The sequence below is a fragment of the Streptomyces sp. 891-h genome, assembly GCF_022760275.1.
GTDB classification, from domain to species: domain Bacteria; phylum Actinomycetota; class Actinomycetes; order Streptomycetales; family Streptomycetaceae; genus Streptomyces; species Streptomyces spirodelae.
This window is the reverse complement of the sequence record NZ_CP050693.1, coordinates 5,066,393-5,089,031: the sequence shown is the minus strand read 5'-3', so window position 1 is coordinate 5,089,031 and position 22,639 is coordinate 5,066,393. Positions and strand designations below refer to the sequence as shown.

Here is a 22,639-nt window from a genome sequence, read left to right as displayed (position 1 = left end):
CCCCACCCGGCCCCGATTCGGCGCCCGGTGCGGCGCTCTCGTCGTGCATCCGTCAAGATGTGCGAGCGCGTTCAGCACATCAACGGAGGGGAAGCGCCGCCATGAGTCAGAACCAGCCGGGGCCCTACGGCCAGCAGGGGCCGTACGGTCAGCAGCCGCAGCAGCCGGGTCAGCCCGGACCTTACGGTGGCGCTCCGGGCCAGCCGCAGCAGCCCGGTTACGGCTACCCGCAGCAGGGGCAGCCGCAGCAGCCCGGCTACGGATACCCCCAGCAGGGCCAGCCGCAGCAGGGCCAGCCGCAGGGCGGGGCCCCGTACGGGCAGCCGGGTCAGCCCGGACAGCCCGGGATGCCGGGTCAGCCGCCGCAGCCGGGGATGCAGGGGCCGGCGAGCCCGGGCATGCCGATGCCGCCGCAGGGAGGCGGGGGCAAGGGCAAGACGATCGGCATCGTCGTCGGCGCCCTGGTCGTCGTGGGCGCCGTCATCGGCGGTCTGTTCATGTTCGGAGTCGTCGGCGGCGGCACGAAGTACAAGCTGACCACCCCCAGCACCCTGGCGGGCGAGTACCAGCGCGACGGCGACGGCAAGACCCTCAAGGGCAAGAAGGGCGCCTTCGGCCAGAGCAAGGACAAGATCCCCGGGATGTCCGCCGACGAGGGCGTGCAGGCCCGCTACAAGTCCGGCTCCACCAAGCAGCTCCAGTTCACCGGCGCCTACGGCTCGGTGGACGACCCGGAGGAGGCCGTGGACTGGGTCTTCGAGGAGTCGGAGAAGAACATGGGTTCGGCCGGCAGCAAGTCCCCCGGCGACCCCAAGACGGTCTCCCCCTCCGGCTTCGACGGCGACACGATGAAGTGCAAGTCCTACTCGGTGCTGACCCAGAAGGCCGACCTGTGCATCTGGGCCGACGGCAGCACGCTGGGCCAGGTCGTCCTGATGGACCGGAACGGCGGCGGCGACCTGGACAAGGCAGCCGAGACGACCGCGAAGGTCTTCAAGGACTCCCGCAGCGAGAGGTGAGCCGCGGATGAGCCAGCCCCCTGGACCTCCCGGGCCCTACGGCGCCGGCGGGTACGGGCACGGGCAGCAGCCACCGGGTCCCGGTGGCGGTCCATACGGGCCGCCGCCGGGGCCCGGCTACGGCGCTCCCGGCCCGTACGGCGCCTGGCCGCCCCCTCCGGTGCCGCCACGCCGCCGCGGGCTGGGCGGGGGTGCCATCACGGCCATCGTGCTGGGCAGTCTGACCCTGGTGGGCGTGGTGGTGTTCGCGCTGGCCGCACTGGTGCGCGCCACCCAGCCGCTGGGCACGGAGAAGATCGCGTTCCCGTCCACGCTGGAGGACGGGAAGTACCACCGGATGGACAACAACGCCCAGGTCGAGTCGCAGGAGCGGCAGCTGCAGGAGCAGCTGCCCAGCGACGGCACCGCCAAGGTCGCCACCTACTCGACCAGTTCGTCGGGCGACCCGACCGCGGGCGGGCTGGCGATCGCCGGTGCCTACGGTGACATCGACGTCTCCTCGTCCAAGATGCGCGACGACATGCTGGACGGCATGCAGCAGAATCAGGCCGCACAAGTGGTGGGACCGCGCCGCGAGTTCACGCCCGGTTCGGGCGAGGTGGAGATCTCCTGCCAGTTGACGCGGATCAGCCAGGGCGGCGCCTCCATCTACGCGCCGGCCTGCGCCTGGGCCGACGACTCGACGGCGGCCACCGTGCTGGAGATCAAAGTGACCAACACGACGCCGGGCAGCGTCGATCTGGAGGAGTTCGCGAGCGTCACGGCGCGCGTGAAGGACGATGTGACGGTGCCGAAGTAGGCCGAGCCGCAGCAGTGTGAAAGGCCCGCTCCCCCGAAGGGAGCGGGCCTTTCCCAGTGTTCGCGGCGGCGCTCAGGCGCTCTTCTCGTGGCGCTGCTGCTCGCCGTTGCCGCGGGCACGCGGCACCAGGGTCGGGTTCACATTGGAGTGCACGACGTCCTCGGTGATCACCACGCGCTCGACGTCCTTGCGCGAGGGCACCTCGTACATCACCGACTGGAGGACCTCCTCCATGATGGCGCGCAGACCGCGGGCTCCGGTGCCGCGCAGAATGGCCTGGTCGGCGATGGCCTCCAGCGCGGGCCGGTCGAAGTCCAGCTCGACGCCGTCGAGTTCGAACAGCCGCTGGTACTGCTTCACCAGCGCGTTCCTGGGCTCCATGAGGATCTGCAGCAGCGCCTCGCGGTCCAGGTTGTGCACGGAGGTGATGACCGGGAGCCGCCCGATGAACTCGGGGATCATCCCGAACTTCACCAGGTCCTCCGGCATGACCTCCTCGAACTGGTTGGTCGCCTCGATCTCCCGCTTGGAGCGGATGTCGGCGCCGAAGCCGATGCCCTTGGCGCCGGCGCGGGACTCGATGATCTTCTCCAGCCCGGCGAAGGCGCCGCCCACGATGAACAGCACGTTCGTGGTGTCGATCTGGATGAACTCCTGGTGCGGGTGCTTGCGGCCGCCCTGCGGCGGCACCGAGGCCGTGGTGCCCTCCAGGATCTTCAGCAGCGCCTGCTGCACACCCTCGCCGGAGACGTCCCGGGTGATCGAGGGGTTCTCGCTCTTGCGGGCCACCTTGTCGATCTCGTCGATGTAGATGATGCCCGTCTCGGCCTTCTTGACGTCGTAGTCGGCCGCCTGGATGAGCTTCAGCAGGATGTTCTCGACGTCCTCGCCGACATACCCCGCCTCGGTGAGCGCCGTCGCGTCGGCGATGGCGAAGGGGACGTTCAGCATCCGGGCGAGCGTCTGGGCCAGCAGCGTCTTGCCCGATCCGGTGGGGCCCAGCAGCAGGATGTTGGACTTGGACAGCTCGATGCCGTCGTCCCTGCCCTGGCCGTTCTCACCGGCCTGCACCCGCTTGTAGTGGTTGTAGACGGCCACCGAGAGCGCCTTCTTGGCGGCCTCCTGGCCGACGACGTAGCCCTCGAGGAACTCGTAGATCTCCCGGGGCTTGGGCAGCTCGTCCCAGCGCACCTCGGAGGACTCGGCGAGCTCCTCCTCAATGATCTCGTTGCAGAGATCGATGCACTCGTCGCAGATGTACACACCTGGACCCGCGATGAGCTTCTTCACCTGCTTCTGGCTCTTGCCGCAGAACGAGCACTTGAGCAGATCGCCGCCATCACCGATGCGTGCCACGAGGAGCTTCCCCTTCGCCTGGGATCCGTCAGGGTACGGACCGAGGTACGTGCTCTCCGACGGTACCTTGCCGGGCCGCCGGAATGGGCCCCCCTTGGAGCGACGGACCGACACATGTGGCGCGTGCCGGGTCATTCGTGCCGTTCCAAGGGGGCGCGGGTCGTGCGCTGACCCGTCAGACTCCCACGGAGGTCTTCCGGGTGGAGACGATCTGGTCGATCAGGCCGTACTCCAGCGACTCCTCAGCGGTGAGGATCTTGTCGCGCTCGATGTCGTTCGAGATGATCTCGCGGTCCTTGGTGGAGTGCTTGGTCAGCATCTCCTCCAGCTGCTCGCGCATCCGCTGGATCTCGTTGGCCGCGATCTCCAGGTCGGAGACCTGACCGCGCCCGGTCTCGCTGTAGGGCTGGTGGATCAGGATGCGGGCGTTCGGCAGCGCCATCCGCTTGCCGGGGGTGCCCGCGGCAAGCAGCACGGCAGCCGCTGAGGCCGCCTGGCCCATGCAGACCGTCTGGATGTCCGGCTTGACGAACTGCATCGTGTCGTAGATGGCGGTCAGCGCCGTGAACGAACCGCCCGGCGAGTTGATGTAGACCGAGATGTCGCGGTCCGGGTCCATCGACTCCAGGCACAGCAGCTGCGCCATGACGTCGTTGGCCGAGGCGTCGTCGATCTGCACTCCGAGGAAGATCACGCGCTCCTCGAAGAGCTTCGCGTACGGGTCGTACTCCCGCACGCCCTGCGAGGTGCGCTCGACGAAGCGCGGCACGACGTAGCGGGACTCGGGCGCGATGCCGGTGAACTCGGCCCGGGGGCCCGTCTGGAATGAGGTCATCGGGAGGTTCTCCTGAAGATGAGCTGGTGGCTGCGGTAGGGGCGGGTGCCGTACGGCGCTGTGGCGGGGCTCACGCACCCGTGCCGCCACCGCCGGGGAGCTGCGCGGCGTTGCCGTAGACCTCGTCGATGAGGCCGTACTCGCGCGCCTCCTCGGCCGTGAACCAGCGGTCGCGGTCCGCGTCGCGGGTCCACTGCTCGACGGTCTGCCCGCTGTGCGCGGCCGACAGCTCGGCCAGCCTCTTCTTGGTACGCAGCAGCTGCTCGGCATGGATCTTGATGTCGGTGGCCGAGCCCGCCAGGCCCGCGGAGGGCTGGTGGATGAGGATGTCGGCGTTGGGCAGCGCGAACCGCTTGCCGGGCGTGCCCGCGGTCAGCAGGAACTGCCCCATGGAGGCGGCCAGGCCCATGGCGATGGTGACGACATCGTTCTTGATGTACTGCATGGTGTCGTAGATCGCCATGCCCGCCTGGACCGAACCACCCGGGCTGTTGATGTACAGGAAGATGTCCTTGTCCGGGTCGGCGGCAAGGAGCAGAAGCTGGGCGGTGATCTTGTTGGCGATATCGTCGTCCACCGGCTGGCCGAGGAAAATGATGCGCTCGTCGAGCAGCCGGTTGTAGACCTGGTCGCCGAGGCCACCACCGAAGTTGGGCTCGCCGGCGGCGGAAGGCATCGGAAGCGTCACGTGTCCACCTGCTCGTGTCCGGACGGCCACGCGAAGCTGGCCGTCACTGGGGTCTTCGTCTACTGGGGACCCTAACGCGCCGGTCGTCGGCCGCCATCCCGGGCCGAGCGCATTTCGCTGTGAGCGCAGGTCCCCTGCCGGGGGCCACGCCGCCCGGATCCGGGCCCCGGCCCCCGCGGTCCGGCCGCGCGCCGCGTGCCCTGCCTCGGCCGGGCCGTGCGCCCGGTGGGTCCCTGGAGGAGCACCCGGGTGGGGCAGGCCGCCGCGGGCTGCGGCCGAAGCCGAACGGGGGGCGCCCGGGCGTGCACTCGCGCGCCCCGGCGCCCCCCGTTCGTGGGTCAGGCGGGCCGGATCAGCCCTCGGCCTTGTCGGCCTCGGCAGCCTTGTCGGCACCGGCGGGAGCCTCGGCCTCCGCCGCGGCTTCCTCGGCGGTCTCGGCGCCTTCGGCGGACTCGGCGGCCTCGTCCTCGTCCTCGTCGCTCAGGTCGACGACCTCGCCGTTGGTGTCCTTGACGGTGACGGCCTCGACCACGGTGGCCAGGGCCTTGCCGCGGGCCACCTCACCGACGAGGACCGGCACCTGGCCGCCCTCGACGACGGCCTGCGCGAACTGGTCGGGGCTCATACCGGAGGACTGCGCACGGCGCATCAGGTGCTCGGTCAGCTCTTCCTGGCTGACGTTGAGCTTCTCCTTGCTGACCAGCTCGTCGAGGACGAACTGCGTCTTGATGCCCTTCTCGGCCTGCTCCTTGAGCTCGGCGTCGAACTCTTCCTCGCTCTTGTCCTGCATCTTCAGGTACGAGCCGAGGTCCAGGCCGAGCTGGGCGAGCTGGTGGTTGACCAGGTTGTGCTTGCGGCTCTCGATCTCGTCCGCGAGCAGCTTCTCGGGCACGGGGACCTCGGTGAGCTCCAGGAGGGCGTCGAGCACCTTCTCCTGGGCCTGGGTCGCCTGCTCCTGCTTCTTCTGGTCGGTCAGCCGCCTGCGGCTGTCCTCGCGCAGCTCCTCCAGGGTGTCGAACTCGCTGGCGAGCTGGGCGAACTCATCGTCGAGCTCGGGCAGTTCGCGGGAGGAGACGGACTCGACGGTGACGTTGACCTCGGCCTCGCGGCCGGCGCCTGAGCCGCCCTTGAGCTCGGAGGTGAAGGTGGCGGAGCCACCGGCCTCCAGGCCCGTGACGGCCTCGTCGATCCCGTCGAGCAGTTCGCCGGAGCCGATGGTGTAGTCGACGCCCTTGGCGACGCCGTCCTCCAGCACCTCGCCGTCGATCCGCGCCTCGAGGTCGACCTTGACGACGTCACCCTCGGCGGCGGCGCGCTCCACGACCGAGGTCGAGGCGAAGCGCTCGCGCAGCTGCTCGACGGCCGCGTCGACGTCCTCGTCGGAGACCTCGGCGGCGTCGACCTCGACCTCGATGCCGGAGTAGTCCGGGATCTGGATCTCGGGGCGGACGTCCACCTCGGCGGTGAAGGCCAGCAGCTCGTTGTCCTTCAGCTCGGTGATGTCCACCTCGGGCTGGCCGAGCACATTGAGCTCACCCTCCTCGACGGCGGACTGGTAGAGCTTCGGAAGCGCGTCGTTGACGGCCTCCTCCAGGACGGCACCGCGACCGAAACGCTGGTCGATCAGGCGCGCAGGGATCTTTCCCTTGCGGAACCCGGGCACGGTGACCTGCTGGTTGATCTTCTTGTACGCCGCGTCGAGGCTGTCCTTGAGCTCCTCGAAGGGCACCTCGACAGTGAGCCGAACCCGGGTGGGGTTCAGAGTCTCCACGGCGCTCTTCACGGTCGGTCTCCTTGGGGCTGGCATTGGGGGTCTTGCTGATTCTTGGCTGCGCCCCGTATGCATGCAGACACGACACAGGCACGCGCGTCTTTCATAGTACGTGGTCGGGGTGGCCGGATTCGAACCGACGACCTTCCGCTCCCAAAGCGGACGCGCTACCAAGCTGCGCCACACCCCGTCGGTGCGACACGTAGAGTACATGTCGTAGGATGCGGTTCGTGCCGATCCGGCCGCCGAGCCGGTTCACGCGGGCGTAGCTCAATGGTAGAGCCCTGGTCTTCCAAACCAGCTACGCGGGTTCGATTCCCGTCGCCCGCTCGCCAGCACGAAGGCCCGGCCCCCGTTGCGGGGGCCGGGCCTTCGTCGTGGGTGGGTTCGCTGCGTTGTCGGGGCGCGGCACTCGGTGCGCGATGCCGGGGCGCCGCACTCGGTGCGCTGCGTTGTGCGAGTAGACGGTCACACCGGGTGCGGGTGCCGGGGAGCGCCCTGCCCCTGTCAGGCGTGCGGACCGCGGGTGCTCTGTGGCTTGTCGCGCAGTTCCCCGCGCCCCTTTGCCGGGGCGCCTGGGGGCTGATCCGGGCGGTGCCCTAGAGGCTGATCTGGTTGATGGTGTCGGCGACCGAGTTCAGGAACCGGTTGATGGACGGGGCCATGCCGGTGGAGGCGAGGAAGAAGCCGAAGAGTATGGCGACGATGGCGGGGCCGGGCTTGATGGACTTGCTCCGGATCATCACGACCAGGATGACCGCCAACAGCACGACTACGGACAGCGAGATGGCCACAACTGCTCACACCCTCATGGTCGGAACGCCTCACCCGGCCTTGGGGGCCTGCCACCGTGGCCGCACCCCCGCGCGCACAGCGCGCACCCATCGTGCCACCAACTCCCGTACGGGAGGACCCGGCTGAGGGCCCGCCGGTCTCATCATCGGGTAAATACTGATCTCTTAACCGGGGACAGTACGGGACAGTCCGGACGTACGGGGCACCGTCGGCGAGCCGGGGTGCGCTCGGAATTTCAGCCATCAATTCGGCTTGATCAATGCACAGCGGCTTGACGAATGCGGCGAATGCGCCAGCGCCGTGTGAACAAGATGTGCACCTGGTGCATAAAGTCCGGCACCTGGTGCCAACCGGCCCCGGTCCCGTGAATTCCTGGAGAGGGCCTGCGAATTGTGTCCTCCCTCACAGGGGGTGCCCGTCGGCGACCGGAGCCCCGCCACAGCCGCCTCAACGGCCCCGTGTCACACCCCGTCAGCTCCGCTTGGCAAGCGGGGAGGAATAGCGCCCGCAGAGGCGGGAAGGAGCAACGGGACGAGAAATTTACGGTTCACATGTTCAACCGCTATGGTGCGGCAGATGTTGCACGCTGGTTATGAGCGGGCGCCGCTCCCCCCCGTCCGCCAGGAGTCCCCCTCCCAGACGCCACCGGCGTCCGCGGAGCAGCCTGCGAAGACGCAGCCTGCCAAGGCGCAGAAGAAGCCAGCAGCCAAGCAGCGGGACCCGTTCTTCGACAACGCCAAGTACCTGACGATCGTCCTCGTCGGGATCGGCCACGCGTGGGACCCGCTGCGCCACGACAGCCGTACGGCCGAGGCGCTCTACTTCGTCCTCTACACGTTCCACATGCCGGCGTTCATCATCATCTCCGGCTATCTGTCCAGGAGCTTCGAGGGCAAGCCGAAGCAGGTCCAGCGGCTGGTCACCGGGGTCGTCGTCCCCTACCTCGCGATCCAGTTCCTCTACACGTACTTCATGCGGTGGGCCAACGACGACCCCGACCGTGAGTTCCACTTCCAGGAGCCCGGGTTCGCGCTGTGGTTCCTGTGCGCGCTGTTCATCTGGCGGCTGACCACCCCGCTGTGGAAGAGCCTGCGCTGGCCGATGCCGGTCGCTCTGGTGATCGGAGCCGCGGCGAGTGTGACGCCGAGCATCAGCGGCGATCTGAACCTGATGCGGGTCGCTCAGTTCCTGCCCTTCTTCGTCCTCGGCCTCCAGCTGCGCCCCCACCACTTCCAGCTGGTCAAGCGCAAGCAGACGCGGTATCTCGCGGTTCCGGTGACCCTGTGCACGATGGTCTTCGCCTACTGGGCCGTGCCCCGGATGTCCAAGGCCTGGTTCCTGCACGACAAGGCGGCCGCCGACATGGGCGTCCCGTCCTGGGCGGGCGCCGTGATGTATCTCGCGCTGTTCGGCTGCGGCCTGGTGATGACAGCCTGCTTCCTGTCCTGGGTGCCGCGTCGCCACATGTGGTTCACGGTGCTGGGCGCCGGCACGCTGTACGCGTATCTGCTGCACATCTTCTTCATCCAGAGCTCGCGGCAGTTCGACTGGTACGAGATGGACTGGGTGGACCACCCGCTCAGCCGGGTGGCCATCACGCTGCTGGCAGCCGTGATGATGACGGTGCTGTGCACTCCGTGGGTGACCCGGCTGTTCCGGTTCATGATCGAGCCCAAGATGGACTGGTTCTTCAAGCGGGACCCGGGTGCCATGGCCCGCCGCAGGGAGTCCGGCAAGCCCGCCTCCCACCGCAAGAAGTAGCCCCCCACGGCACGTCTCCGGCCCTCTCCCGCAAACGCGTGAGGGGGCCGCTTTGTTGGTCCCTCCTCGTCGGTTCCTTCTCGCCCCCGTTCGGCCGCTCTCACCCCCGTTCGGCCGCGTTTCGCACATCCGGACAGGGGGTGATCCGCGGCCACCCGGTTTGCCGCGCTCGTCAGTCGCGGCAGATCAGCAGCAGCGCCCGGTCGTCGTTGACGTCCCGTGCCACCGACTCGATCAGGTGCCAGGCGGCGCCGTGGAAGCTGGAGGCGACATAGCGGTCGGCCTCGCCCGTGAGGCGGTCCATGCCCTCGGTCAGATCGCGGTCGGCGGTCTCGACCAGCCCGTCGGTGAAGAGCATCAGCACGTCCCCGCGCCGCAGCGTCCCCTTGACCGGGTCGAACTCGGCACCGTCGTACACGCCCAGCAGCGGGCCCTCGGCGGCCTTCTCCTCCCATTTGCCGGAGCCGGCGTTGAGCTGCATCGCGGGCACGTGCCCCGCGGACAGCAGCTCGTAGTCGCCGCTGTCCAGGTCGAGGACGAGGTGTACGGAGGTGGCGAAGCCCTCCTCCCAGGACTGGCGCAGCAGATAGCCGTTGGCGGCCGGCAGGAAGGCGTGCGGCGGCAGGGAGCCCAGCAGGCCGCCGAAGGCCCCGGAGAGCAGCAGCGCCCGGGAGGCGGCGTCCATGCCCTTGCCGGAGACGTCGGTGAGGACGAGCTCCAGGGTGCGGCGCTGCGGTCCGGTACGCGCCGCGACGACGAAGTCCCCGGAGAAGGACTGGCCACCGGCGGGGCGCAGGGCCATCTCGTGGTGCCATCCGGCGGGCAGTTTGGGCAACTTGCTCTGCACCCGGATGCGTTCGCGCAGGTCGAAGAGCATGGTGCCGCCGCGCCGCCAGGGCACGCCGACGCGGCTGCGGAACTGGGCGACGAGCAGCCCGGAGAGCCCGGCCGCCGCCACCACCAGGATGGTGCCCGGTGTGACGCTTCCCGCGCCGCTTGCCGGGTCCCAGGGCCTGAGCAGCAGCGACTCCACCATGAGGCCGATCGCGGCGGCGGCGTACAGCGCCAGCAGGCTGGCGGGCCGCAGCAGCAGGCCGCCCGCGATCAGCGGCAGCACCAGTGCCTCGGGCGCGAACCACAGCGGATCGAGGACGGTGGCGCACGCCAGCGCCGGGACGGTGAGCAGGAGGCCGGCCAGCGCCACCCAGTCGGAGGCACCGCCTCTGAAGTAGTCGACGGCGGACCTGCGCAGGTTTGTACGGACCCGGTGCCATGCCTTGTACGCCTGGTGCGACCGGGCCGTCGCTGCTGAGATTCCCGCGCGGCGTTCCGCCATGCTCACGGAGCCTAGCCACCCCCTCGGCAACCCGTCGATTCCCGGCACTGGTCGGGGGGCGTACGGACGGTGGGCGCGCACAGGGGGCGGCGCGCCCGCGGGTAAAAACGTTCGCCCGCGTTCGAACTGCCTGCTAGTGATGGCGGTATGACAAGTGAGCCCCGGGTTCTCCAACCGTCGGAGTGGGACACCTGGTACGGCGCGCTGCTGAGCGCGTTCGCCTCCCAGCCCACGTCCGAGGAACATGAGCTGTACCGGTCGCTGACCGAGGTCGAGAGGTCGATCGGAGTCTGGGACGAGGACCGTCCGGTGGCGACGGCGGGACTGCTGTCCTTCCGGATGACGGTCCCCGGCGGCGCGGTCGTCCCCACCGCCGGGGTGACGATGGTCAGCGTGGCGCCCACCCACCGCAGGCGCGGTCTGCTGCGGGCGATGATGCGGCGGCAGCTGGACGATGTGCGTACGGCGGGCCAGGAGCCGTTCGCGGTGCTGACCGCCTCCGAGGCGGCGATCTACGGCCGTTTCGGGTACGGGCTGGCCGCCCGCTTCCTCTCCGCCCGTATCGACACCAGCAGGGTCGCGCTGGAGCTGCCCGAGCGGACGGCGGCCGAGGCCGAAGCGCTGTGTCTGCGCCAGTCCGACGAGGCCGCTTCGCTGCTCGCCGAGTGCGAGGCCGTCTACGCGCGGACGGTGCCCCGGCGTCCTGGGATGCTGCAGCGGCGCCCCGGCTGGGAGCGGACGCCGCTGCTCGACCCCGAGCGCAGCCGTGCGGGCGCCTCCCCGCTGCGCTGTGTGGTGGTGCTGCGCGACGGCGAGCCGGTGGGGTACGCGCGCTACGCGGTGAAGCTGCGCTGGACGGAGACGGACGCCGCGGACGGCGAGGTGCAGCTACGGGAGCTGGAGGCCCTCGATCCGGCCGGATATGCCGCCCTCTGGCGGTTTTTGTGGGGTATCGACCTGACGACATGGATCGTTGCCGAGAACCGGCCGCTGGACGATCCATGGCTGCACCTGGTGGACGACCCGCGCCGGTGCGGAACGACGGTGGGGGACTCGCTGTATCTGCGCCCGGTGGACGTCGGTGCCGCACTGGCAGCGCGCTGCTATGCGGCGCCGGTGGACGTGGTGCTGGAGGTCGAGGACGCGTTCTGCCCGTGGAACACCGGGCGCTGGCGGCTGTCGGGCGACGAGAAGGGGGCGGTGTGCGAGCCGACCCGGGACGCCGCCGACCTGTCCTTGTCCGTACGGGAGCTGGGCCGCGCCTACCTGGGCGGTACGTCGCTGACGGCGCTGGCGGGCGCCGGCCTGGTGGACGAGAAGCGCCCCGGCTCGGGGGCGCTGCGGACGGCGGCCGCGGCCTTCGCGAGCGAGACGGAGCCGTGGCTGCCGCACGGGTTCTGAGAGCGGTTCCCCGCGGACCGTGAACGGCGGAGAGGGGCGGCCCCTCAGCGCCGCTGGCAGGTGGGGCACCAGAAGAGATTGCGGGCCACCAGTTCGGCGGTGGCCACAGGCGTGCCGCACACCAGGCAGGGCTGTGCCGCCCGCCGGTAGACGTAGACCTCGCCGCCGTGGTCGTCCACGCGCGGCGGGCGCCCCATGGCCTCGGGGGTGTGCTCGTCCCGCACGGTGTCGATGCGGTTCTTGCGCACCCCATCGGTCATCAGCGCGACCAGATCCGACCAGATGGCTTCCCATTCGGCACGGGTGAGATCACGTCCGGCCCGGTACGGGTCGATCCCGTGCCGGAAGAGCACCTCGGCGCGGTAGACGTTGCCCACTCCGGCGACGATCTTCTGGTCCATCAGCAGCGCCGCCACGCTGGTGCGGCTCCGGGAGATCCGTGCCCAGGCGGCCTCGGGGTCCGAGGCGGGGCGCAGCGGGTCGGGCCCGAGCCGGTCGCTGACCGCCTGCTTCTCCGGCTCGGTCAGCAGCTCGCAGCGGGTGGGTCCGCGCAGGTCGGCGTAGTGCAGCGGGCCCGCGTGCGGCAGCGGGCCCGCGGGGTGCTCGCCGGCGCGGGTGGCCAGGCGCAGCCGGATCTGTCCCACGGGCGCGGGCGGCGGCCCCTCGCCGAAGCGGAAGGTGCCGTACAGGCCGAGGTGTATGTGTACCCAGCCCAGCGGTCCGAAGCCCAGGAACAGGTGCTTGCCGTGCGCCTCGGTCGCGGTCAGTGCCGCGCCGTCGAGCAGCGCGGCGCCGTCGGCGAACTTGCCCTGCGGGCTGGAGGCGTCCAGCGGGTGTCCGGCGAACCGGTCCGTGACATCGCGCGCGAGCCGGTGGATGGTGTGGCCCTCGGGCACGGCTCAGGGCTGGGGGTGGTGCGCCGGCACGGGCGGCAGCTGTCCGGTGCGCTCGTAGTCGGCGAGCATCCCGATACGGCGCTTGTGGCGCTCGCCCTCGGAGAAGGGCGTGTTCAGGAAGGTCTCCACGAAGGAGACGGCCTCCTCGGCGGTGTGCATCCGGGCGCCCACACTGACCAGGTTGGCGTCGTTGTGCTCACGGGCCAGCGCGGCCGTCTCGGTGCTCCACGCCAGGGCGCAGCGGGCGCCGGGGACCTTGTTGGCGGCCATCTGCTCGCCGTTGCCCGAGCCGCCGATGACGATCCCGAGGGAGCCGCTGTCGGCGACGGTGCGCTCGGCGGCGCGGAGGCAGAAGGGCGGGTAGTCGTCCTCGGCGTCGTGGATGTGGGGGCCGCAGTCGACGGGCTCATGGCCCGCGGCCTCGAGCCACTCGACGAGGTGGTTCTTCAGTTCGAAACCGGCATGATCGGAGCCGAGGTACACGCGCATGGGGGAGAGTGTGCCATCCTCGCCCGGCGCCCGGCCGCGCAGGGCGCGGCCAGGAGGGCAGCAGAAGCTGCTTCTCAGCCAAACGGCACTGTTTTCCCGATGTTCCGTAGGCAACAATCGGGATTCACCTCTTCCATAGGGGGCGGTAAGGGCCGTTACATGTGATCGCTCGATTCAAGAACGACGCATAGGAGCCGGCTGCCCCATGAGTTCTCAGCACACCCCGCACACGTCGGGGGAGCCGCCGCAATCACCCCGGAACGGCGGTGACGGCCTCCAGGCGGGCCTCAAGAACCGCCACCTGTCCATGATCGCCATCGGCGGTGTCATCGGCGCCGGGCTCTTCGTCGGGTCCAAGGCGGGCATCGCGGACGCGGGCCCCGGCATTCTGCTGTCCTACGCACTGGCCGGACTGCTCGTCGTCCTGGTGATGCGGATGCTCGGCGAGATGGCCGCCGCACACCCGACCTCGGGTTCGTTCTCCACCTACGCCGATCACGCGCTGGGCCGCTGGGCCGGGTTCACCATCGGCTGGCTGTACTGGTTCTTCTGGTCGGTGGTACTGGCCGTGGAGGCGACGGCGGCCGCGGAGATCCTGGAGGGCTGGGTGCCCTCGGTGCCGCAGTGGGGCTGGGCCCTGCTGGTGATGCTGGTGCTGACCGGCACCAACCTGATCTCCGTCGGTTCGTACGGCGAGTTCGAGTTCTGGTTCGCGGGGATCAAGGTCGTCGCGATCATCGCGTTCATCGCCGTCGGTCTGATCGCGTTCACCGGACTGCCGCCCGCCGACCACTTCGCCGGCGCCGAGAACCTGACCGGGCACGGCGGATTCCTGCCCAACGGGCCGGGAGCGATCCTCTCCGGCATGCTGCTGGTGGTCTTCTCCTTCATGGGCAGCGAGATCGTCACCCTGGCCGCCGCCGAGTCGCCGAACCCGGTCACCGCCGTCCGCAAGGCCGTCAACAGCGTGATCTGGCGGATCGGGCTGTTCTACATCGGCTCGATCTTCGTGATCGTCTCGCTGCTGCCCTGGGACGCCAAGGCGATCGCCACGGACGGCCCGTATGTGGCTGTCCTGGACATGTTGGACATTCCGTACGCGGGCACGGTCATGGACATCGTCGTACTGACCGCCGTGCTCTCCTGCCTGAACTCGGGCCTGTACACCGCCTCGCGGATGGCCTTCTCGCTGGGTGAGCGCAAGGACGCCCCGGCCGCCTTCGGCCGTGCCAACAGCAGGGGCGTGCCCACCGTCGCGATCCTGGCTTCGGTGGCCTTCGGGTTCGTCGCGGTCTTCTTCAACTACATCGCCAAGGACACCGTCTTCGAGTTCCTGCTGAACTCCTCCGGCGCCGTCGCGCTCTTCGTCTGGCTGGTCATCTGCGCCTCACAGCTGAAGATGCGGCGCCGGATCGAACGGGAGACTCCGGAGCGGCTGACGGTGCGGATGTGGCTGTACCCGTATCTGACGTGGGCGACCATCGGCCTGATCGTCTTTGTGATCGGCTACATGTTCACCGACGACGACGGGCGCACCCAGATGATCCTCTCGCTGGCCGTCGCGGCCGTGGTGCTGGTGGCGGCGCTGATCACGCACCGGGGCCGGCGGGGCGCGGGGGCGGCGGCCGTCGCACCGAAGGGTGCCCAGCCGGAGGGCAAGGGGCCGCAGGCCGCCGGGGCGTCCGTGCCGGAGCCCGCAGCCGAGGCGGATCCGGTGGACGCCGCGGGCGAGCCGGAGTCCTCGCGCCGCTGACCCCGCGACCTCCGCACACGGGTGAGGGCCCGGCGCAGTGCACGCCGGGCCCTCACCAGGAGCGGGGCCGAGCCCTCACGGGCGGCCAGGTGTCAGCTCTTGCGGCCCGCGAGCTTCCAGGCGGCGGGCAGCGCGCCCATCGCCAGCGCCGCCTTGACGGCGTCGCCGACCAGGAACGGCACCAGTCCGGCTGCGACCGCCTCACCGGCCGACATCCCGGTGGCGAGCGCCAGGTAGGGGACGCCGATCGCGTAGGTCACCGCCATGCCGACCGCCATCGTCCCCGCCGTACGCAGCGCGCCGCGGTCGCCGCCGCGGCGGGCCAGCGCACCCACGGCGGCGGCGGCCAGCATCATGCCGAACACATAGCCGAGCGAGGGCATCCCGGCCCCGGCCGAGGCGTCCGCGAACCACGGCACCCCGGCCATACCGGCCACCGCGTACAGCGCCAGCGCCAGGAAGCCCCGTGCGGCGCCCAGGCCCGCGCCGACCAGCAGCGCGGCGAAGGTCTGGCCGGTGACCGGCACCGGGGAGCCCGGGATCGGCACCGAGAGCTGGGCTGCTGTACCGGTCAGCGCGGCACCGCCGACGACAAGTGCGACATCCCGGACGCGAGCGCGAGCGGCGCTGGAGGCGGGCAGCAGATCCGCGAGCACGGCTCCCGGACGCGGCGTGGCTGCGGAGGTGAGGGCACTCATCTGGCATCTCCCTGAAGTGTGCGAGCTGGTAGGAGCAGGCACGGGCGCGCAGGACGACGGCCTCGTGCCCGACGACGCTAGCCGAATCGACTCGTGCGCCAAGCGTGAGCGGGGCGTGAGGTTGGCGACAGTACGGGCGCGCGCGGGGCCTGCTCACCCCCCGTTCACCTCGGCACATCCCGTCCGGCCGCGGTCCGCCGGCGAAAAAGGGCTGTCCGCAATGCGGAAACCGCTGCACGATTATTGCTGCTCGGGGGCGCCTCCCCAAGACTGGGCCCCCGGCGGTACCCCAGCAGTCTCCCCGGATGCTGTGGGGCACACGAAACCGCTCTGTTCCCGCTCACCACTTCGAACACACCAGGAACGGCCACTGATGACGCGCACCGAGACCTCCGACGCGCCACACTCCCCCGACGGGCCGGCCCGGCCCGACGCACCGCCGGACGGCACCGACCCCTCCCGTCGCTCCCTCGCGCACGGCCTCAAGCAGCGCCACCTCTCCATGATCGCGCTCGGCGGCGTCATCGGCGCCGGGCTCTTCGTCGGCTCTGGCGCCGGCATCGCGGCGGCGGGCCCCTCGATCGTCCTCGCGTACGCCGCCTCCGGCGCACTGGTGATGCTGGTGATGCGGATGCTGGGCGAGATGTCGGCAGCGCGCCCGGCCTCCGGCTCCTTCTCCGTCCACGCCGAGCGTGCCCTGGGCCCCTGGGCGGGCTTCACCGCCGGCTGGATCTACTGGACGCTGCTGTGCGTGGCCATCGCCACCGAGGCGACGGCGGCAGCCAAGATCATGACCGACTGGCTGCCCGCGACCGACCAGTGGATGTGGGTCGCGCTGTTCATGCTCGCCTTCTGCGCCACCAACCTGGCGCAGGTCCGCAACTTCGGCGAGTACGAGTTCTGGTTCGCCGCGATCAAGGTGCTGGCCATCACCGCGTTCCTGGTACTGGGCGTGCTCGCGATAGCCGGGCTGCTGCCGGGCACCGACTCGCCGGGCAGCAGCAATCTGACGGGTGACGGCGGCTTCTTCCCCACCGGCACCGACGGACTCATCGTGGGCCTGCTCGCCTCGGTCTTCGCCTTCGGCGGCCTGGAGACGGTGACGATCGCGGCGGCCGAGTCGGAGAAGCCGGTCTCCGGCGTGGCCAAGGCGGTACGCACCGCGGTGTGGCGGATCGCGATCTTCTACGTCGGCTCGATGCTGGTGATCGTCACCCTGATCCCGTGGCACGACAAGTCCGTGCTCTCCGGCCCCTACGCCGCCGTACTGGACTACATCGGCATCCCGGCCGCCGCGCAGATCATGAACGTGGTTGTGCTGATCGCGCTGCTGTCCGCCATGAACGCCAACATCTACGGCGCCTCGCGGATGTCCTACTCGCTGGTGGAGCGCGGCGAGGGCCCGGCCTTCCTCAACCGGGTGAGCGCGCAGGGCGTGCCGCGCTACGCGGTGATCGCCTCGTCCCTCTTCGGCTTCGTCGCGGTGCTGCTGAACCTCCTGTGGGAGAAGACGGTCTTCCAGTGGCTGCTGAACATGGTCGGCGCCGCCACGCTGGTGGTGTGGGGCTTCATCGCCGTCTCGCAGCTGATCACCCGGCACCGGCTGGAGCGCGAGGCTCCGGAGAAGCTGGTGGTGCGCATGTGGCTCTTCCCCGGGCTGACCATCGTCGCGCTGGCGGGTATCGCGGCCGTGCTGCTGCTGATGCTGCGCGAGGGCGACACCCGCACCCAGCTGGCCTTCACCGCGGGCCTGACGGTGGTACTGGCTGCCGCCGGTTACCTGCGGCAGCGCCGGAAGCCGCGTACACCGCTGCCTCAGGACTGACGGCTGCCGGGTGCTGGGGTGCCCCGGGCTGCCGGGTGCTGGGCTGCCGGGCTGCATGACGCGCCGCCCCGAAGTCGCCTGAGGGTTCAGGCGACTTCGGGGCGGCCGCTCATTTCTCCCCCTTGAAGCTCACCGGCCGGTCGTACCGCAGCTCGGTGAAGAGCTTCTTCGCCCGGGGCCTGTTCCACTTCACCGCACTGCCCTTGGCCGTTTTGAAACCGAGGCTCGCCACCGGAATCCTGACCTGCTTGCCCCGGCCCGCTGAGACGCCTCTCATCGCCTCGAACAGCGAGGTGAGGTCCCGCAGGCCGGTGTTCTTGTCCACGACGAGCGTCTCCAGTCCGGCGCTCATCGCCGGGTACGCCGTGAACGGGTTGAGCGCGACGCCCGGTTCGGCGGCCTTGTGGGCGAGCGCGGCCAGGAACTTCTGCTGGTTCCTGTTGCGGCCCAGGTCGCCGTCCGCCTCCTGGTGGCGCTGGCGGACGAACGCGAGCGCCTGGGAACCGTCGAGGATGTGGCAGCCCTTGGCCAGGTCCAGGCCCGACTTCTCGTCCTTGATGTGCCGGTCCACACACATCTTGACGCCGCCGACCGCGTCCACCACCCCCACGAAACCGGCGAAGCCGATCTCCGCGTAATGGTCGATGTGCAGACCGGTGTTGTGCTCGACGGTCCGCACCAGCAGGTCCGGGCCGCCCAGCGAGTAGGCCGCGTTCAGCTTGTTGCCCGCCGCGCGGTAGCGCCTGCCCGTCTCGGGGCGGACGAAGGACGGGATCGTCACCCACGAGTCGCGCGGCAGGCTCATCATCGTGGTGCCGTGCGCGCCGGTGTGCAGCAGGATCATCGAGTCGGTACGGCCGCCGACGGCCGCGCCGGTGTGCAGGTTCTTCTTGTCGTCCTCGGAGAGGCCCTCGCGGCTGTCGGAGCCCACGATCAAGTAGTTGGTGCCCTTGCCCCTCGGGGGCCGGTCCGCCACCTTGTCCAGGTCGACCTTGCGGTTGAGCCCGGAGTCGGCCCACACATAGGTGCCGCCCGACGCGACCAGCAGCACGCAGACCGTCAGCAGGAGCAGCCGCGTGATCCGGCGAGGCCGACGACGGCGGGCTCTGGCAGCGCGCGGGGATCTGTTCCTGGACAGGTTTCCAGGGGCGCCCGCTCCGGGGGCTCCGGCTCCCGGGGAGCGGGCTCCGCCTCCCGGGAAGCGGGCTCCGGCTCCCAGCGGGCGGGCCCCGGCGCCCGGGGTGCCGTTCGCGGGGACCCCGGCGCCGTGCTGCTGGTAGCCGCTTCGCTGCCGCGGGATCAGCGGGCGTTCCGCGTCACCCGGGCCGTAGGGTAGCGCGCCCGAGGGCTGCTCCGGATGCGCATCCCGCATGTGCGCGGCATGGCTCGGCCATGCCTCCGCCGGAATGATGCGCGGCGCACCCGCTTCCCCGTCGTAGTGGTGGTCCTCGGGCCACCCACCCAGCGGTTCACTCATGGATCACCTCGCTGTCAGCTCCGGTTCGGGTTGCGGCAGGCGCTGCCCGAGATGCTGGGCAGCGGTGCCGGAGCGGCGCATCCGGCCCCAGGTCAGCCGGCTGCCGAGCAGGATGGCGACCACGGACTGGATGACCACCAGATACATCAGCTGCCGGTAGACCAGGAGCTGGAACGGCATCGCCCACAGGGTCCGCATCCGCTCGCCGTCCAGCCGCAGCGCGTACCCGGCCGCCAGCAGTTGGACGACGAGGAAGCCGATCCACACCCCGGTCGAGCGCACGGGGTCGAGGAAGAGCACCCCGTAGAGGGCGAACAGGTCGACGATCGGCGCGATCAGCGGCAGCACGACCTGGAAGAGGGTGAGATAGCTCAGCGCGCGCCTGCCGAAGCGTCCGGCCGGGCCCAGTTCGACAGCCGCACGGCGGTGCTTCCACATGGCCTGGAGCGTCCCGAAGCACCACCGGTAGCGCTGGCGCCACAACTGGCCCAGCGAGCTGGGGACCTCCGTCCAGGCGACGGCGGACTCCTCGTAGACCACCCGCCATCCGGCCCGCCACAGGGCCATGGTCAGATCGGTGTCCTCGGCGAGGGTGTCCTCGCTGACCCCGCCGACGCCCATGAGCGCGTCCCGGCGGAAGGCCCCGATGGCGCCGGGGACCGTCGGCATGCACTCCAGCACCTCGAACATCCGGCGGTCGAGGTTGAACCCGAAGACGTACTCCAGGTGCTGCCACCGGCCCAGCAGTCTGCGCCGGTTGCCGACCTTGGTGTTCCCGCTGACCGCGCCGACGGCCGGGTGCGCCAGGGGCTGGATCAGCCGGTAGATGGCGTCCGGCTCGAAGACGGTGTCGGCGTCGACCATCACCACGATGTCGTAGGCGGCGTGCGCCAGCCCGGTGTTGAGCGCCGCGGCCTTGCCCGCGTTGGGCTGCCGCAGCACCTGCACGCGCGGATCGTTGATCCAGGTGGCCAGGTCGGCCGTACGGTCCGTCGAGCCGTCGTCGATCACGACGATCTGCAGGTGCGGGTGCGTGGAGGCGAGCAGCGAGTGGATGGTGGACTCGATCCCCGCCTCCTCGTTGTAGGCCGGGATGAGGACGGTCACCGGTTCGTGCACCTCCCTCAGCCAGGGAGAGCCGGGACGGAAGCGCGTCAGCCGCCTCACATGGGTGCGGGCGAAGAGGACGAGCAGCAACAGCCGCAGCAGCCCCAGCGCTCCCGCGATCCCCAGCACCCAGGCCATACCCCGCACGAAGGCGTGGCCGATCCGCTTGACCCAGACCAGCGCCGTGCCCTCCCACTTCTCGACGGTGGAGGCCGATTCGGCCGGTGGCAGCCGCAGCCCGGCCGAGACGGTGGTGAACCGGTCGACGTGCGGGCTCTCGAGCAGCTTCCTCGCCTCGTGGTACGCGAGGTCGGTCTGGCTGTACTGCCGGATCACGCCCTGCGCGGGTTTGCGGGACGCGCGGTCGGCGGCGACCAGGAGATAGCCGTCGGCCGCGGCGCGCCGCGCCGCCTTCCACTCGGCGCCGCACAGGGTGTCCACCGTGGTGGTCTGCGGCATCCGCAACAGCCTGGTGTGGGTACCCGCGGAGTGCGCCAGCGCCTTCCGGGTGAGAGTCAGCTCCATCCCGGCGCGCACCGATGACGAGGCCCCCAGGTCGGCACCCGTATAGGCGTTCGAGCCGATCTCATGGCCTGCGGCGCGGATCTTCCGCACCAGCTCAGGATGCTGGGCGGCCTTGGCGCCGCTCAGGAAGAACGTGGCGTGCGCCTGGTGCTCGCGCAGCAGAGCGAGCAGGCGCGGGGTCCACACCGGGTCGGGGCCGCCGTCGAAGGTGAGCGCGACGGTACGCGCCGGCATCGCGGAGGACTTCACCCGCCCTCCGTCGATACGCAGCACGGGACCGCCCTCGGCCACCGCGTCGGGTACGGGTTTGGTGCAGTCGCGGCGCGTCTTCGCGGCGTCGACCTCGTGATTGGTCCAGCCTTCGAACAGCAGCGCGGCGAACATGGCGGGCAGCACGAGGCACAGCAGCAGCCAGTGCGCGCGCGGGTCTCGGGATCGGGCGTGCCGACCTCGCGTCGGGCGGCTCATGCCCTCGGGGCCGGGGTGGGGGCCGTCACAGGCCGTCCGGCATGTCCCGGCCCGGGGCGGGGGCCGTCCGCCCCGGCAACGCGGAGGACGTCCGCACTGGTCCGGTACGAGACCTTTACGTACCGGCCGAAACCGTGCGGGCACGGCTGCTGGCGGCGAATTCTCTGCCGGCTTGTCTTCCTGCTGGCCTTGAACATGGTGGGCGAGTGTAGCCATGCTCGCGCCCGGGTATGACCACAAGCCGTTTGCGGCGCGGGGATCTTGTGGGTGCTGTAACACAAAAACTCCTCGTGACGCTGGAACAGTCAGAGGCAGCACTCCAAGGGCTGTGCCACCCCCTGACTAGTCATCGGCCAGTGGGCGCTTCCGCGCCGGAAAGGCGGTCGAGGACGCGGACCGAGCAGGAGCAACGGGTTGGCCTTACTCCGGCCTGCCCGAAATCGTCCTGAGTCCTGCCTGAATTCGCGCCTTCCAGGATGTTTCAGCAGGTCAGAAGGGTTCGACGGCGCGGATAACGGGATTGCGGCAGCTTTTTTACGCCAGCAGTACAGGCCCGTTGCGCCGGAATACGCATACTCGGCTGGGAATTACGGGGTGACGGAAGCACGGGCGAGCAGAGTGAGAATGCTGACACGGCCTCAACTCGTACCAGCAAGTAGCGAGTGAGGGGTTTCTCACTGCCACTCAGCGCCTTTCGCACCGCCTTCGCCGCCCCCTCCTTCCTCTCTCTCCGGCGCCGCTCTCACCGCCGCTTCCTCGCCACTTTACCCTTTTTCGCCGCGCTTACCGAGCTTTGGCTTTCAACGAACCGGCGGCGCATTCCCGTGCGACCAGAGGCCATTTCGCCTCGCCCCGCACCCCCGTGCCCCCATGCCCGGCCCGTCGCACCCCGGCTCCGCCCTCTCGCGCCCTCTTGCTGCTAACTTCTTGTTGCAAGTAATATGCAATAGCGAGTGAAGGGCGGGAGCATGTCGACAGCGACCTACACCTTGCCGGAGCTGCCGTACGACTACTCCGCACTGGAGCCGGTCATCAGCGGCGAGATCATCGAGCTGCACCACGACAAGCACCACGCCGGGTATGTGAAGGGTGCCAACGACACCCTCGAACAGCTCGCCGAGGCCCGCGACAAGGAGCAGTGGGGGGCCATCAACGGACTGGAGAAGAACCTGGCGTTCCATCTGTCCGGGCACATCCTGCACACCATCTACTGGCAGAACATGACCGGCGACGGCGGCGGTGAGCCGTTGGAGAAGGACGGCACGGGCGAGCTCGCGGACGCCATCGCCGAGTCCTTCGGCAGCTTCGCCAAGTTCAAGGCCCAGCTGTCCAAGGCGGCCGCCACCACTCAGGGTTCGGGCTGGGGCGTACTGGCCTACGAGCCGGTCACCGCGCGGCTCATCGTCGAACAGGTCTACGACCACCAGGGCAATGTCGGTCAGGGCTCGGTGCCCATCCTGGTCTTCGACGCCTGGGAGCACGCGTTCTATCTGCAGTACCGCAACCAGAAGGTCGACTTCGTCGAGGCGATGTGGCGCGTCGTCAACTGGCAGGATGTCGCGGCCCGCTACACCGCCGCCAAGGAGCGCGCGCACAACCTGCTGCTGGCCCCGTAGCCGTACGGAGCCGCCACCGCTTCC

At 69.9% G+C, this 22,639-nt stretch carries 18 protein-coding genes and 2 tRNA genes; 8 read left to right on the top strand and 12 right to left on the bottom strand.

The window, feature by feature from the left end; genetic code table 11:
- Positions 1-101: 101 nt before the first annotated feature.
- Positions 102-1,019 carry a hypothetical protein gene (locus HC362_RS22260; RefSeq protein WP_243085762.1) on the top strand — a complete coding sequence of 306 codons (918 nt, stop codon included), beginning with the start codon at positions 102-104 and terminating at the stop codon, positions 1,017-1,019.
- Positions 1,020-1,026: 7 nt separating this feature from the next.
- Positions 1,027-1,818, top strand: a complete 792-nt coding sequence (locus tag HC362_RS22255; protein ID WP_243085761.1) for a hypothetical protein — start codon at positions 1,027-1,029, stop codon at positions 1,816-1,818.
- 72 nt (positions 1,819-1,890) lie between these two features.
- Here the strand turns inward: HC362_RS22255 and clpX are convergent, their stop codons facing one another.
- The 5 genes from clpX to HC362_RS22230 all read right to left on the bottom strand — a co-directional run bounded on the left by clpX (position 1,891) and on the right by HC362_RS22230 (position 6,658).
- Positions 1,891-3,174, bottom strand: coding sequence for an ATP-dependent Clp protease ATP-binding subunit ClpX (clpX, locus tag HC362_RS22250; RefSeq protein WP_209263157.1), 1,284 nt, complete (start codon positions 3,172-3,174; stop codon positions 1,891-1,893).
- 175 nt (positions 3,175-3,349) lie between these two features.
- Positions 3,350-4,009, bottom strand: coding sequence for an ATP-dependent Clp protease proteolytic subunit (locus tag HC362_RS22245; RefSeq protein WP_209263156.1), 660 nt, complete (start codon positions 4,007-4,009; stop codon positions 3,350-3,352).
- 70 nt (positions 4,010-4,079) lie between these two features.
- A complete protein-coding gene (locus HC362_RS22240; RefSeq protein WP_209238803.1) occupies positions 4,080-4,685 on the bottom strand; it encodes an ATP-dependent Clp protease proteolytic subunit in 606 nt (201 codons plus the stop codon).
- A gap of 364 nt (positions 4,686-5,049) precedes the next feature.
- Positions 5,050-6,480, bottom strand: a complete 1,431-nt coding sequence (gene tig, locus HC362_RS22235; protein ID WP_243085760.1) for a trigger factor — start codon at positions 6,478-6,480, stop codon at positions 5,050-5,052.
- A 101-nt stretch (positions 6,481-6,581) separates the two neighbouring features.
- Positions 6,582-6,658, bottom strand: a tRNA-Pro gene (locus tag HC362_RS22230).
- 69 nt (positions 6,659-6,727) lie between these two features.
- Between HC362_RS22230 and HC362_RS22225 the strand changes: the two genes are divergently transcribed.
- Positions 6,728-6,798: transfer RNA gene (locus tag HC362_RS22225), tRNA-Gly, on the top strand.
- A 269-nt stretch (positions 6,799-7,067) separates the two neighbouring features.
- Here HC362_RS22225 and HC362_RS22220 read toward each other — a convergent pair.
- Positions 7,068-7,262: a hypothetical protein gene (locus tag HC362_RS22220; RefSeq protein WP_243085759.1), complete on the bottom strand. Its 195-nt coding sequence runs from the start codon at positions 7,260-7,262 to the stop codon at positions 7,068-7,070.
- 565 nt (positions 7,263-7,827) lie between these two features.
- Between HC362_RS22220 and HC362_RS22215 the strand changes: the two genes are divergently transcribed.
- Positions 7,828-9,024 carry an acyltransferase family protein gene (locus tag HC362_RS22215; protein ID WP_243085758.1) on the top strand — a complete coding sequence of 399 codons (1,197 nt, stop codon included), beginning with the start codon at positions 7,828-7,830 and terminating at the stop codon, positions 9,022-9,024.
- Positions 9,025-9,196: 172 nt separating this feature from the next.
- On the opposite strand, the gene HC362_RS22210 is transcribed toward HC362_RS22215, so the two are convergent.
- The gene (locus HC362_RS22210) at positions 9,197-10,360 is read right to left on the bottom strand and encodes a PP2C family protein-serine/threonine phosphatase (RefSeq protein WP_243085757.1); all 1,164 of its coding nucleotides are present in this window, start codon (positions 10,358-10,360) and stop codon (positions 9,197-9,199) included.
- A gap of 147 nt (positions 10,361-10,507) precedes the next feature.
- On the opposite strand from HC362_RS22210, the gene HC362_RS22205 reads away from it, so the two are divergent.
- Positions 10,508-11,761 carry a GNAT family N-acetyltransferase gene (locus tag HC362_RS22205; RefSeq protein ID WP_243085756.1) on the top strand — a complete coding sequence of 418 codons (1,254 nt, stop codon included), beginning with the start codon at positions 10,508-10,510 and terminating at the stop codon, positions 11,759-11,761.
- A gap of 44 nt (positions 11,762-11,805) precedes the next feature.
- On the opposite strand, the gene HC362_RS22200 is transcribed toward HC362_RS22205, so the two are convergent.
- Both HC362_RS22200 and HC362_RS22195 read right to left on the bottom strand, forming a co-directional pair.
- Positions 11,806-12,657 carry a DNA-formamidopyrimidine glycosylase family protein gene (locus HC362_RS22200; protein ID WP_243085755.1) on the bottom strand — a complete coding sequence of 284 codons (852 nt, stop codon included), beginning with the start codon at positions 12,655-12,657 and terminating at the stop codon, positions 11,806-11,808.
- Between the two features lie 3 nt (positions 12,658-12,660).
- Entirely contained in the window at positions 12,661-13,146 is a 486-nt protein-coding gene (locus HC362_RS22195) for a ribose-5-phosphate isomerase (protein ID WP_243085754.1), read from the bottom strand.
- 205 nt (positions 13,147-13,351) lie between these two features.
- Here HC362_RS22195 and HC362_RS22190 point away from each other — a divergent pair, with 205 nt between their 5' ends.
- Positions 13,352-14,899 (top strand): amino acid permease, encoded by a 1,548-nt coding sequence (locus tag HC362_RS22190; RefSeq protein ID WP_243085753.1) that lies wholly within the window; start codon positions 13,352-13,354, stop codon positions 14,897-14,899.
- Positions 14,900-14,991: 92 nt separating this feature from the next.
- On the opposite strand, the gene HC362_RS22185 is transcribed toward HC362_RS22190, so the two are convergent.
- Positions 14,992-15,597, bottom strand: a complete 606-nt coding sequence (locus tag HC362_RS22185) for a biotin transporter BioY (RefSeq protein ID WP_243085752.1) — start codon at positions 15,595-15,597, stop codon at positions 14,992-14,994.
- Between the two features lie 373 nt (positions 15,598-15,970).
- Between HC362_RS22185 and HC362_RS22180 the strand changes: the two genes are divergently transcribed.
- Positions 15,971-17,422, top strand: a complete 1,452-nt coding sequence (locus HC362_RS22180; RefSeq protein WP_243085751.1) for an amino acid permease — start codon at positions 15,971-15,973, stop codon at positions 17,420-17,422.
- A 109-nt stretch (positions 17,423-17,531) separates the two neighbouring features.
- On the opposite strand, the gene HC362_RS22175 is transcribed toward HC362_RS22180, so the two are convergent.
- Complete coding sequence (locus tag HC362_RS22175; protein ID WP_243085750.1) at positions 17,532-18,899, bottom strand: LCP family protein; 1,368 nt, start codon at positions 18,897-18,899, stop codon at positions 17,532-17,534.
- A 3-nt stretch (positions 18,900-18,902) separates the two neighbouring features.
- The gene (locus tag HC362_RS22170; protein ID WP_243085749.1) at positions 18,903-20,999 is read right to left on the bottom strand and encodes a glycosyltransferase; all 2,097 of its coding nucleotides are present in this window, start codon (positions 20,997-20,999) and stop codon (positions 18,903-18,905) included.
- Between the two features lie 968 nt (positions 21,000-21,967).
- Between HC362_RS22170 and HC362_RS22165 the strand changes: the two genes are divergently transcribed.
- Positions 21,968-22,615, top strand: a complete 648-nt coding sequence (locus HC362_RS22165; protein ID WP_243085748.1) for a superoxide dismutase — start codon at positions 21,968-21,970, stop codon at positions 22,613-22,615.
- Positions 22,616-22,639: the final 24 nt, after the last annotated feature.